The organism is Desertivirga brevis (assembly GCF_017355835.1).
The window spans coordinates 442,324-454,978 of the sequence record NZ_JAFEWF010000006.1 but is presented as its reverse complement, the minus strand read 5'-3'; the positions used below and the strand labels follow the sequence as shown (position 1 = coordinate 454,978).

Annotated in this window: 9 protein-coding genes and 1 tRNA gene; 7 read left to right on the top strand and 3 right to left on the bottom strand. The window is 40.7% G+C overall.

Annotated features, from left to right (window positions below; genetic code table 11):
- The first annotated feature begins 462 nt into the window (after positions 1-462).
- The 3 genes from J4N25_RS17245 to J4N25_RS17235 are packed head-to-tail and all read left to right on the top strand — an operon-like array spanning position 463 to position 2,267.
- Positions 463-1,170 carry an RNA ligase family protein gene (locus J4N25_RS17245; protein ID WP_207423032.1) on the top strand — a complete coding sequence of 236 codons (708 nt, stop codon included), beginning with the start codon at positions 463-465 and terminating at the stop codon, positions 1,168-1,170.
- A complete protein-coding gene (locus J4N25_RS17240) occupies positions 1,157-1,924 on the top strand; it encodes an HD domain-containing protein (protein WP_207423031.1) in 768 nt (255 codons plus the stop codon). Before J4N25_RS17245 ends, J4N25_RS17240 begins: the two co-directional genes overlap by 14 nt.
- Positions 1,902-2,267, top strand: a complete 366-nt coding sequence (locus tag J4N25_RS17235) for an ATP-binding protein (protein ID WP_207423030.1) — start codon at positions 1,902-1,904, stop codon at positions 2,265-2,267. The genes J4N25_RS17240 and J4N25_RS17235 overlap by 23 nt, the downstream gene beginning before the upstream one ends.
- 172 nt (positions 2,268-2,439) lie before the next feature.
- Here the strand turns inward: J4N25_RS17235 and J4N25_RS17230 are convergent, their stop codons facing one another.
- The 3 genes from J4N25_RS17230 to J4N25_RS17220 all read right to left on the bottom strand — a co-directional run bounded on the left by J4N25_RS17230 (position 2,440) and on the right by J4N25_RS17220 (position 5,999).
- Positions 2,440-2,943 carry a DUF6922 domain-containing protein gene (locus J4N25_RS17230; protein WP_207423029.1) on the bottom strand — a complete coding sequence of 168 codons (504 nt, stop codon included), beginning with the start codon at positions 2,941-2,943 and terminating at the stop codon, positions 2,440-2,442.
- A gap of 589 nt (positions 2,944-3,532) precedes the next feature.
- Positions 3,533-3,606 (bottom strand) — tRNA-Ile (locus J4N25_RS17225).
- Between the two features lie 284 nt (positions 3,607-3,890).
- Positions 3,891-5,999: a M48 family metallopeptidase gene (locus J4N25_RS17220; protein ID WP_207423028.1), complete on the bottom strand. Its 2,109-nt coding sequence runs from the start codon at positions 5,997-5,999 to the stop codon at positions 3,891-3,893.
- Positions 6,000-6,207: 208 nt separating this feature from the next.
- On the opposite strand from J4N25_RS17220, the gene J4N25_RS17215 reads away from it, so the two are divergent.
- The 4 genes from J4N25_RS17215 (at position 6,208) to J4N25_RS17200 (ending at position 12,629) form a co-directional block, all read left to right on the top strand.
- A complete protein-coding gene (locus J4N25_RS17215) occupies positions 6,208-8,127 on the top strand; it encodes an SPFH domain-containing protein (RefSeq protein ID WP_242695912.1) in 1,920 nt (639 codons plus the stop codon).
- A 138-nt stretch (positions 8,128-8,265) separates the two neighbouring features.
- The gene (locus J4N25_RS17210) at positions 8,266-9,030 is read left to right on the top strand and encodes an SDR family oxidoreductase (RefSeq protein ID WP_207423027.1); all 765 of its coding nucleotides are present in this window, start codon (positions 8,266-8,268) and stop codon (positions 9,028-9,030) included.
- 85 nt (positions 9,031-9,115) lie between these two features.
- Entirely contained in the window at positions 9,116-9,508 is a 393-nt protein-coding gene (locus J4N25_RS17205; RefSeq protein WP_207423026.1) for a hypothetical protein, read from the top strand.
- A 166-nt stretch (positions 9,509-9,674) separates the two neighbouring features.
- Positions 9,675-12,629 carry a triple tyrosine motif-containing protein gene (locus tag J4N25_RS17200; protein ID WP_369410867.1) on the top strand — a complete coding sequence of 985 codons (2,955 nt, stop codon included), beginning with the start codon at positions 9,675-9,677 and terminating at the stop codon, positions 12,627-12,629.
- Positions 12,630-12,655: the final 26 nt, after the last annotated feature.

Sequence of the window (12,655 nt, the reverse complement as noted above, 5' to 3'; positions counted from 1 at the left end):
CAGGTAGGAATGATGTACCAATGTTCCCACAATAAATATCGCTATAAGGTCGCTATAACATCGCTGTAAGATCGCTATAAGGTCGCTAAATTTTGTTTGGTTTTTTAGAGGGAAGAATTGCCCCTACCAATAGTCCTTAAAGATACAATATAAACCTCCTTTTGTCTTTAAAAAAAAATCAAAAAAACTAAAGGAAAAAAAGTAAGATCTCGTAACTATTAAAAGTGACGTTAACACAGAAACCAAGGCAAGGCGCTACTTTCTGTAGGATGTTCTCATACAAACTCGATAAATGCCTTTCCGAGCATATTATAACCTTACAACTCTTTTCCCTATCTTTGCCCCATCAAAACCCTCATATTATTTGAGCCATGTAATGTCATACATACATTCTATTTAAAGAATGACTTCCTCTCTCCGGGGAAGAGATGACTCTTATTGTTTTATTTAATCTTAAACATCATGGCTATTTCAAAAAAATATGGCAGGACATATCATTATCCTTTTTCGCCGGGCACAACCAGCGACGACAGGATTCAACATAATTACTGGGAACTTATAAAAGACATTCCGGAGCTCGTTCATACCGAGAAGCTTGACGGAGAAAACAACTGTCTGTCAAGGTTAGGCGTATTCGCCCGCTCTCATGCAGCTCCAACTGTTTCTCCATGGACAGAGAGTTTGCGCAGGTTCTGGCAATTGATCAAACACGACCTGGGCCATCTGGAAATATTTCTGGAAAACCTGTATGCAGTTCACTCTATTGAATACAGGAATCTGGATCATCATTTTTATGTATTCGGGGTACGGGAACATGATCGGTGGTTAAGCTGGGAGGAAACGAAGTTCTATGCGAATATGCTTGATCTTCCTAATGTACCTGAATTACAAATTCAGACCAACGTATCAGACCTAAAGATCTTGGAGCTGGAAGTTCTGAACCTTGCTTCGGGAAGAGGTATTTTCGAACCCTTTGATATCAAAACTGGGAAACCGACAACGATTGAAGGTATTGTAAGTCGTAATACACAGTCTTATTCAGTAGACAGCTTTTCAGAGAACGTTTTCAAATACGTTAGAAAAGGGCATGTTAAAACGGACGAGCATTGGACCAGGAACTGGAAACGAGCGAAACTAAATCAGGAAGGAGGTAATTATGTGGACTATTAGTAATAGTAAGGATTGGAATTATCTCAAAGAAAATTTTGATTGGGTTACTCGCATGGAGGGCGTGCCTCAAGATCCTCTTCATCATGCTGAAGGCAATGTTGCCATTCACACGCAAATGGTATTAGAAGCTTTAGGAGCTCTTCCTGGCTTTCAAAGTCTTTTGCCTCAGGAACAGGAAATCCTTTGGGCTTCGGCACTATTGCACGACGTTGAAAAGTACAGTGCGACCATTCTGGAGGCAGACGGAAGTATTACTGCTCATGGCCATGCCCGAAAGGGAGCGATGAAAACCCGTCAGATATTGTACAGAGAAATTTCAACACCTTTCTTAATTAGGGAACAAATTGTCGGCCTGGTACGCCATCACGGTTTACCTTTATGGCTTCTGGAAAGACCCGATCCGCTGAAAGCTCTGATAAAAGCAAGTTATGAGGTAAATACAGAATGGCTGGCTTTATTAGCAAGAGCAGACGCCTTGGGACGATACTGCCAGGATCAGGAAGATCTGCTGTACCGGATTGACTGCTTTGAAGAGTACTGCAGAGAGCACAACTGCTGGGGCGCTGCGAAATTCTTTCATTCTTCTCATGCCCGAATGTATTATCTTGCTAAAGAAGAAAGTCTGGTTGACTATGTTCCTTTTGATGAACCGGAAGCAGAAGTTATCTTGTTATCGGGATTACCCGGTGCAGGAAAAGATACTTATTTGCAAAAAAAAAAATTTGTCCGAGATGCCTTTAATTTCTTTGGATAATTTCCGGAGGGAAAAGCGAATTTCTCCCACGGATAAGAAGGCTAATGGAAGAGTGATTCAGGAAGCTAAAGAGATGGCGAAAAGCCTTTTAAGAAAGAAGAAAGGATTTGTCTGGAATGCAACTAATATTACTTCGCAGATGCGTTCGCAGTTAGTTGAACTCTTTACTTCTTATGGTGCTAAAGTCGCCATAGTCTATATTGAGGTTCCGTATCAAACGGTTATGCAGCAAAATGCAAAACGGAAGGAAATGGTTCCCGGAAATGTCATAGAGCATCTGATTGATAAGCTGGAGGTTCCGGCAGCTTGGGAAGCGCATGAGGTGAAATATTTTGTTCGGTAAATTTCTAAAGAAGGGCTGTATAATGTATCTCCTTCAACTGTGAATATGCGACCAACTTAATTGTCTCGACAGTGTCGAGACAATTTGCTCCTTTTTGTCTGGAGTTCTTCTGCGTTCATTAATGCAACCAGGCTTGACTTTAATAAGTAATTTACAGTATTCCAATAAAGCATTACCGAACTTTTAAATGCCCCATTACATGGATTTCACCCGTAGGAAACTTTTGACTTAGGACAGCATTTACTTTTTCCAACCCATAGAATCTCGTAATTTCTTCTTTCTCTGCTTCATTACCACGCTCGAACACTCTTTGAATAACAAATTTAGAATGCTTTTCCCAGTCGATCCGGTTTATATCTGTATCCCAAAAAAGGATACTCCTGAGTATTGAAAGATTAGGATGCAACTTTCTTCTCTCGGCTTCAAGCTTGATTTTGGCCTCGTAATACTGGTCCAATTCCATGAAGGTACCTGTATCAATTCCTAAGGCTTTCTCTGCTTTAGTGGCGATGGTAGTATCTAGAGAAATTTCGCCATGTGCAATAGCCTCAATAGTACGCGGGTCCTCCTGAATTGAAAAGGCAAAGGAGGTTATACTGAGCTTTCTTTTTCTTAGCTCATGATCCAGAATGGCTCCTGGACGAATTCCTTTGTATTTTTCAAACTGCGAAAGCATATTCAAATTTACGGTTTATTGTTCAATTATTGTTCCATGTAAATTTCCTAGGTATTTAAACTAATGGAAAAAGCCGATGTTTTATAACAAAGACATACAAAATGGAACATCTTTTAAACTTACTGGAATTAGTCTCATTCCCTCACGTATTCGTAAATGAAGATAAAATTATTATGGGAATAATAATATTTTACCTGCTATGCTTCAGATCCTTATTCCCGTATGCTGCTAAAAATGCATTAGAAAACTCAAATATTTTTAACAGAAGCATTCGTGAGCGAAATTATAAGCTAGCATTGACCTATAAACAATGGGCATATCCTTGTGTGGTACTTTTTATTACTGTTTTCCATATTGTTATTTCAACAGGCCATGCTTTTGCCAAATTAATAGCGATGATTTAGAGTTCCTAGATTCATAGAAGACTTGCTAGTGATAAGTATGGATATTAAACCAGTCTTATCTGTTACTACTTCATAAGTACTATTATTAATTCCGCTGTTTGGATTGATCCAAGATATTTCTATCAAACCTCCCTATGACACCATTAAAACAAGAAAAGCTCCCATTTCTGGAAGCTTCTGTTCTGTGCGCCCACCAGGGCTCGAACCTGGGACCAAAAGATTATGAGTCTTCTACTCTAACCGACTGAGCTATGAGCGCTGCTAATTGTTAGCGAGTGCAAATGTAGTTATTCATTTGAATTATTCAAAAATGAATTAGATGATTTCTGTAAGCCGCTGAATTTGATGGAGAAAAAATTCAAAAAGCTCCAAAATCAAAAAAGCGAGCAGTAATACCGCTCGCTTTTTATCAACCTAACCCACTAATCTAACACTATGAAAATCTTCTATTCTTATTGAATATGCTGTGTTCTACGCTAAGAAAATTTCCGAGTTACGCTCTTTCATTTTCCTTGAAATTCTATGACAATTCGCTGCGTATCCCTACGATCCTACTGAAATGCGACTAGGATATAACATCCTTAGCTGAACTTCTAATGCTTCTTTTTTCACCATAAAATAATACTCGCTGCTTACATTTAAGAATGCATTAGCAGCAGTATTGAGTAAATCGAGCTGTTCATTGAGATACCTGCCTTCATTGAAGTACAAGTGGGTGCTTTCGCATAGCTCTTTGATGGATGTCAGATGGTCTTTGAAAGAATCCACCTCGCCGATCTTCGGATCTTCCAGGATCTCAGTCATTCGTTTTTTCAACTCCTTTTCTTTACGAATGATTATCATTACCTGGGCCTTTATTTCTTCGATCGGCAGCGTGGAATACACAGGAGCTACTACTTCCGCCATTTCATTATATAAACGAACATCTGCTTCAGTTAATTCACTTTGCCTGAACATTGATCCAAAAGCATGCTCAAGCTCTTCGGCCTTTCCCTGCCCTAGAGCATTCCGCCGTGCAATGTAATAGATCTCCTGATCATGTTTATTTACTTTCTTCTGAACTTCCTGTAGTTCATTTTTCAGATGATTGGTTATAGAATAAGCATCGCCTATGGGGTATCTTAATCCTTCAAAATCGAAACTCTTGAACCCTGTCCCTACTGCAGAGATAGAATCAAGGACGGTAATATCTCCTTCTATTTGGGCAATTGTCTTTGGCAAACTTAAATGTTCCTCGGAAAACAAATCCTCGATAGAGAGGTCTTCAGGAATGTAACTATCAAGGCTGGTCTCAAATGTCGCCACGTTCCGGTTATTATAATATCCTTTATACTCGGGCTGGTAATTCGTAGAACTGAGATATTCCTGATACTTCAACTCAAACTCCTCCACTGCCAACAAAGCAGGCTCGGAGGAGAAACTTACACTCTGGTATATTCTTTCAGTATTAGCTACTTGAATACTTGCCGGATCTGCAAACAGCTTCCATGCTGATTCATCTATTGTTTCTGAGGGAATACTCAGTTTAAGTAAGGCTGCTTCACGGTCTGCTGTAGATGGATGGGATGCCCATTGATACTTCACCACCACCCTACTCCTTCCTAATTTATTTATGGTCTCTGCATCCACCATCGCAAAACCGTTCTTTAGCTGAACATTTTCTTTTTGCGCTAATAACTGCATCAACTTAAAATGATGGGTATACAAATTATCCGCGCGGAAATTATCCTTAATAGACTGGTTGTAATAATTAAGCAAATGCTGATAGCTTTCAACTGCCAGGTCAATCCGGTAGAGGCTGGTAATTAGGGGAGCAGAACCGGCTACACTTGCTGCAACACTATCTGCATGGAACTCCATTTGTCTCGCCAAGCTTCTGTATCCCTTATTCAGGATCTCATAACACTTCACCATCAGCCACTGGATCCCTCTTATTATTCCCATATTAATATTAGCAAACAGCGCGAAATAGTTACTGAAACTTGCCCATTTTTCGATCGTAGCGTTGTATCCTGAATTATCCGCTACGATCTTGTAAATAATCTGGTTAAAATGATACACATAACTTCCAAACCTCATGCTTCCCTGGGAAAAATGCCCGAACTCATGCGCTATTACAGCCTTGAGCTCACTGATGGTTGAGCTGTTTATCAGGCCTAAACCAACATATAGGTTTTTTCTTGCCGGGAACAGTAAACTGAGGAATGTTGAATCGTAGCTAACGAATGCATTCACATCTTCAACCAGGTAGATCTTCTTTGGGAATGGTGCCCTGGTTTCATCGCATACTCTTTTAATAAATTCGTAAAAAACAGGTTCGGTTTCCGGTGTTACTTCCCCTACTGTTGGCACCGGGTCTGTCTTTTTTAAAATGAGCGCTTTAAGCATGAATACGATCAGCATTACCCCCATCACAACTGCTCCTATTGCAATCATCAGGGTGGCAAAATGCTGCACTTCGCTTACTAAAAGGATACCCAGGAAGCCAAACAGGAACGCTATTCCCACAGTTCCAGCTAAAAGGACTAAATACCAGAGTAGGAATAAAACGCAAAGCAGAAAAACTTTTACGACTTCCTTTTTAAACGCGGGACTTACATTGGTAATTCCTTCGCGAATGTCTGAAGGTTTAGGTGGAAACAGATATTGCATGGATGATAAGCTTTGATTTTCTAATATATAAATTAGAGCCTGTATAAAACAAATCAGTTTTTCAATTTGAAAAAACTACTTCCATTTTGAAAAGAGAGAAGGCGTATAAAAGGTTAAAAGCAGCCTTTAAACACGTCCAGAGCCTCTTCAATTTCCTGGCACGTCAATAGCATCCCTCCTTGCAGCAATCTAAACATTCAAAAATAAGATGGATAATTTTATGCAAGTTCTAGCTTACGGGTGGCTGTTAATACTCGTGCTATGTATTGTTTTTTACAAGCCTATTCTCAGATTCTTCTTTGGGATGGTTATAGTTCCGGAAGACCGCATCGGTTTGGTGACCAAGAAGTTTGTTCTTTATGGGCCAAATAAGGAGCTGCCCGATGGGCGTATTATCGCAACTAAAGGAGAAGCGGGTTTCCAGGCGAGAACTCTTGCTCCGGGGCTTTACTGGAATATGTGGCCATGGCAGTACGGTGTGGAGCTACAACCCTTTACGGTTATACCACATGGCAAAGTGGGATTGATATTATCGAAAGATGGAGCGGAGATCCCCACCGGAAACATCTTGGGCAGAAGGGTTGAATGTGACAATTTTCAGGATGCAGGAGCATTCCTCGCTAACGGAGGGCAGAAAGGCAGGCAAACTTCTATTATTACAGCGGGTACCTACCGTATCAACACATTTGCTTTTGATATTTCTATTATCGATATGACCATCATCCGTGAAAACATGGTGGGAATTGTTACCACGCTGGATGGTCTTCCAATCTCGGCGGGACAAATAGCTGGTAAAACTGTTGATGGACATAATAACTTCCAGGACTTTGATACCTTCCTGGAGCTGAAAGGAAATAGAGGTTTGCAACCGCAGATCGTACTTGCTGGTTCCTACAATATTAACAAATGGGCTGTTCAAATTGAAGAAATTCCAATGACTACCGTTCCGATCGGCCACGTTGGCGTTGTCATTTCCTTTATCGGAGAAGATGGAGCCGACGTAACGGGAGATACTTTTAAGCATGGTAATATTGTAGGTAAGGGTTACAGAGGTGTATGGATGGAAGCTTTAGGTCCGGGTAAATATCCAATTAATGCCTATACTATGAATGTGGAATGTGTGCCTACAACGAACCTTGTTCTTAACTGGGCAAACGCCAGAAGTGAGTCTCACGCATTGGATAAAAACTTATCAACGATAACAGTAAGGTCCCGTGACGGTTTCCCCTTCAATCTGGATGTGGCACAGATCATTCACGTTCCAGCCAATGAGGCTCCTAAAGTTATCGCCCGTTTCGGCAGCATGACCAATTTGGTTTCCCAGGTACTTGAGCCTACTATCGGTAACTATTTCAGGAACTCGGCACAAGATAGTGACGTTATTTCTTTCCTGACCACCCGTAAGGAGCGTCAGGAATCGGCCAGGGAACATATACGCCAGGTGTTGGAAGAATATAATGTGATAGCTGTAGATACTCTTATTGGTGATATTGTTCCTCCGGAAGCTTTGATGCGTACATTAACAAACCGTAAAATAGCTGAAGAGGAAGAAAAAACTTACGAAACCCAGAAGCTGGCCCAAGAGAAACGGCAGGGTATGGAGAAAGAAACGGCTATCGCAGATATGCAGAAAGAGATCGTAAAGGCACAGCAAAGTGTTGAAATTGCGCAACGCACAGCGGATGCAGCGGTTAAAAAATCGGAAGGTGAAGCTGCCAGTTTGAAACTTCAGGTAAATGCTGAATCTGAGGCGACTAAAATGCGGGCAGGTGCCGAATCAGAAGCAACCCGGTTGAGGGCGGCAGCACAGGCTGAAGCTACAAAACTTAACGCCAGTGCCGAAGCGGAAAAGATCTCAAAAACAGGTTTAGCTGAAGCAGAAAAGATCATGGCCATAGGTAAATCTACCGCGGAAGCTTATGAGCTTCAAGTAAGGGCGATGGGCGGTGACAATTTTACGAAGTTTAAGATCACGGAGGAGCTTGGTAAAGGTAAAGTGAAGATCATTCCTGATGTGTTGATCGGCGGTAATACAAATGGTAGTGAAGGTCCGATCAGCGGTTTGCTGGGATTGAAGTTAATGGATATGCTGGACCCGGATAAAAAAGTTGAGCGAAATAAAGCCTGAAAGGTTGCCCGTGAATAGATGAAGATTTAGTGGATCTATATGTTTGAATTTTGCAAGCATCGGTTTGAACAATGCAAACTTGGCCGCAAACTATAGAGCACTTTTGTGTTATTAAAATTTGACTTATAGATACCTCAAATGAATACACAGAACAAAATTGCTTTAGTAACTGGCGGAAGTCGCGGTCTTGGCAGAGAGATGGCGTTTAGCCTTGCAAAAAAAGGGATAAGCGTAGCTCTAACTTATAACCAGAATAAGGTCGAAGCCGACAAAGTGGTTGAGGAAATCCGCGCCTTAGGACAACAGGCAGAAGCATTTCAATTGAATACTGCCGACACAAAATCCTTCGGAGATTTTTTTGGTCGCTTAAACACCTGGCTAAAAACTCAGAATGAGCAAGGCTCTTTTGATTTCCTGATCAATAACGCAGGGACAGCCTTGTATGCCCCCTTTGCTGAAACAACCGAAGAACAATTTGATGAAGTTTTTAATATCCACTTAAAAGGGGTTTTCTTTTTTACGCAAAAGGCATTAAACCACATAAATGACAACGGCAGGATCATCAATATCTCTTCTGGGCTTGCACGATTTTCGTTTCCGGGATCCTCTGCCTATGGCTCAATGAAAGGGGCTGTTGAAGTATTAACCCGATACCTGGCGAAAGAGCTTGGTCCGCGGGGAATTGCTGCAAACGTAGTTGCTCCGGGAGCGATCGCAACTGACTTTGGTGGAGGTAGGGTAAGAGATAATAAGGATATTAACGATCATATCTCTTCTTTAACAGCTCTCGGCCGTGTTGGTCTTGCAGATGATATCGGAGGGGTTGTCGCCTTTCTATGTACGGAGGATGCGAAATGGATCAATGGTCAGCGTATCGAAGTATCCGGAGGTATCTTTTTGTAAAGTTATTCTTAACAGGAGCCCTTAAAGCTCCTGTATTTTTCCTGATTTTTAGCTTTATTTGGCCTAAATACTTGATGCAATTACAATGACAAGAACAAATAAAGCCATAAATGTATTGCTGCTTATTTTAGTAGCAGTTATTGCATTCCATTTCCTGATTATATTTAAGGTAATACCATACAGCATTACCTGGGGCGGGCGACTAAAGAATGACCAGGAAATGTATGTTTTTGAAAGTGTTTCAATTTTAATTAATGTCGTGCTAGGGTTGACCCTAATGGTAAAAGGTAAACTTATCAGCCTCAGCCTTCCGAAAGTAGTAATTTCCTTCATCCTTTGGTTTTTCCTCGTAGTATTTGTTCTTAACACAATAGGCAACCTTTTCGCAAAGACTGATTTCGAAAAATACTTTTCACTCCTCACCCTCCTTTTCGCAATCCTGATTACCATTGTTATCAGAGATAAAAGCTTGCAATAGGAATAAGTCAGCTTGCAATATCTGGGTTTTCTTTTACTTATCTTCAATCTGTAGTGGTAATGTAGGGGCAAAAATGCGCTTTCTGTGATAATGTTATCTGTTGGATGCAGAAAAGATTTCTTACTTTAACCGCTCTTTTCGAGCTATACGAATCTGTAAGGATCCGGTGACAAAATTAACCTTTAAGACTATTGTTAATCTTTATTTTTCAGCAAGCGATTTGATGGTACGCATTGTTCTTGTGTTTTTTCTATTTACTGCATCGCTTAATCTAATTGGCCAGAGCCAGATAGCCTCTCCTAAAATTCTTAACTATAGTGCAGATCAATATAAAAGCGGGATCCAAAACTATGCAGTAACCCAGGATAAGCAGGGAATCCTCTATTTTGGCAATAAAGAGGGTTTGCTAACTTTTAATGGCAGGTATTGGAACAAGTTCTCTTTACCAAACCTTACGGGGATTAAGTCTGTGAAAGTGGATTCTAAAAACAGGATCTATGTAGGAGGCGAGGACGAGCTAGGATATTTCTTTCCCGGTAAGAATGGAGTGCTGAAATATCATTCTCTTCTAAACCTGATCCCCGAAAAACAAAGGACTATGGCCCATATCTGGAATATAGCTATAGTTAGGGATGAAGTTTTCTTTCGCTCTTTATCATGTATAATCAGGTATAAAGAGGGAGCTGTAAATGTGTATAAACCAGACTTTGAATGGAGTTTTTTAGGTAATGTAGGTAATAAGGTTTACGCCCAGTCGAAGGACAGAGGAGTATTCCTTTTTGAAAATGGAGTATGGAAGCCTATTCCGGGCACTTCAAGCCTTAACGGAACTACGATCACTTCCGTACTATCCTACAGTAAAGATATAGTCCTTTTTAGCACTATGAAAGATGGCTTGTTCACTTTAGCCGGAGAAAAATTGACACGTAAACCCACAGGCCTCGATAAGATCCTTCTTGCCGACCGCGTTTATAGTGGAACAAATATCGGAACCGATTGGATAGCTCTTGGAACTGCCTCTTCTGGCCTGCTTATTCTCGACAAACAGGGCAACTTGGTGCAACGTTACTCCTACCCCGAGGGCCTGCAAAATGATAATATCCGTGCCACCTTTGTGGATTCCAACGGATCCCTCTGGCTGGGACTGGATGACGGTATTGATATGATTGCAATAAATAGTGCAATAAAATACATCCGTCCAAACAGAACTAATCAGGTAACTTTTACCACAAAGGTTTTTAATGGCAGATTATACATCGGATCATCCAACGGTCTTTATTACACCAATCTGGAGAGTGGCAAAACCGACCTTAGCCTAAGCAAAGGAGAGTTCAGTAAAGTTCCTGACTTGCACGGTCAGATCTGGAATGTAGAGGAAATAAATAACAAGTTGTTGGTTGCGCATGAAGGAGGTCTTTTTAATTTAAATGAGAAAGGAATAAACTCCCTTTATTCAAAATCGGGTGTGTGGATCCTTCAACCTTTCTCGAAGGTGTACCCTACTCAAAAAGTGATTGCCGGTGCTTATAGCAGTTTGCAGTTATTAAACTTCGAGGATGGACAATTTGCACCTTCCACTACCGTAAATGGACTTAATGAATCGCTAAGGTTCCTGGTATACGACGACGCTACTAATATCGCATGGGCATCCCACCCCTATCATGGCATCTATAAGATCCAGCTGTCTCCAGATTTGAGAAACGTGGTTAAATATACCCTTTATACTCAACAAGATGGTTTGCCTTCTACCTTATATAATTACGTTTACCGGGTACATAACAGGATTGCTATTGCTACCGAAAAGGGTATTTATGAATATGACGAAGCCTCAAACCGGTTTGTTTTCTCATCCTTCTTCAAGCCCTATTTCAACAATATTCCGGTAATATATTTGAAAGAAGACAACGATGGGAATGTTTGGTTTGTAACACGGGCAAAAGAAGTAGGGGTAGTTGAATTAACAGAAGAGAAAAAAGGACAGGTGACTTACTTCCCTGAAATAAAGGAAAAGATAGTGGGCGGCTTTGAATCTATCTATCCCTACAATAGCAGCAATATTTTCATAGGAGCAACCAAAGGCGTTCTACATATAAACTATGATAAGTTCAAACAAACAAAAAAAGAGCTAGGGGTTTTACTAGGTCAGGTAAAAATCATCGGAGAAAAAGATAGCATTATTCATGGCGGATATTTTACAGAGCAGGGAAGCATTGTAGCCAGGCAGGCGAGAAAAAGTATTCCTTCTTTAAGTCATGACCAAAACTTCCTGCATTTCGAGTTTTCCTCTACCTTTTATAATGAGCAGAGCAATGTGGAGTACAGCTGTTTTCTGGAAGGAATAGACAAAAGCTGGTCGCCCTGGAGCAGTAAGAGCGAAAAAGATTACACCAGTTTGCCTGCGGGAAAATATACTTTTAAGGTAAAGGCCAGGGACAACTCGGGACTTGAGTCTGACCCTGTTGCTTATAGTTTTGTCATTACGCCTGTTTGGTACAGAAGCTTGTGGAGCTATATTCTTTATGTCTTTGTTTTTATTTTCCTGATTTCGCGTCTGTTGAAATGGCAACAAAAGAAACACATCAAAGCACAGGAGCGGCTGCATTACCTTAATCAACTTGAACGGGATAAAACGGAGAAAGAGATCATTCGTTTGAAGAATGAAAAACTGGAAGCTGATATTGATTTCAAAAACCGGGAACTGACCAATATGGTGATGCATTTGGTTCAACGTGGGAAAGTTATTGAGAAAATAAAAGATGAACTGGCTGTTGTTTCAAAAGGAAGCGAAAACAATGGAAATTCAGCTAATTTCAAGAGACTTCATCGCCTGATTGCTGATGTAGAGAAAGGTGAAAAGGACTGGGAACAGTTCAATTCTCACTTTAACAAAGTTCACTCAGACTTCTTTAAAAATTTACAGAAGGTGTGCCCGGAGTTAACAGCAAATGAACTCAAACTATGCGCTTTCATAAAAATGAACTTGTCGACGAAAGAAATTGCTCAGCTGATGAACATCACCCCAAAGGCTGTGGAAGTTGCCAGGTATCGCCTTCGCAAAAAGCTCAACCTTAATCCCGAGATTAATTTATATGGATATCTGGTTCAGATATTGGAGAAATAAGCAGGCAGAGCGTACCGGTAAGGGCT

What these genes read in the sequence shown, in the direction of transcription:
- J4N25_RS17245 (WP_207423032.1), top strand. Translation starts at nt 463, where the DNA reads ATGGCTATTTCAAAAAAATATGGCAGGACATATCATTATCCTTTTTCG.
- J4N25_RS17240 (WP_207423031.1), top strand. Translation starts at nt 1,157, where the DNA reads ATGTGGACTATTAGTAATAGTAAGGATTGGAATTATCTCAAAGAAAAT.
- J4N25_RS17235 (WP_207423030.1), top strand. Translation starts at nt 1,902, where the DNA reads ATGCCTTTAATTTCTTTGGATAATTTCCGGAGGGAAAAGCGAATTTCT.
- J4N25_RS17230 (WP_207423029.1), bottom strand. Translation starts at nt 2,943, where the DNA reads ATGCTTTCGCAGTTTGAAAAATACAAAGGAATTCGTCCAGGAGCCATT.
- J4N25_RS17220 (WP_207423028.1), bottom strand. Translation starts at nt 5,999, where the DNA reads ATGCAATATCTGTTTCCACCTAAACCTTCAGACATTCGCGAAGGAATT.
- J4N25_RS17215 (WP_242695912.1), top strand. Translation starts at nt 6,208, where the DNA reads ATGGATAATTTTATGCAAGTTCTAGCTTACGGGTGGCTGTTAATACTC.
- J4N25_RS17210 (WP_207423027.1), top strand. Translation starts at nt 8,266, where the DNA reads ATGAATACACAGAACAAAATTGCTTTAGTAACTGGCGGAAGTCGCGGT.
- J4N25_RS17205 (WP_207423026.1), top strand. Translation starts at nt 9,116, where the DNA reads ATGACAAGAACAAATAAAGCCATAAATGTATTGCTGCTTATTTTAGTA.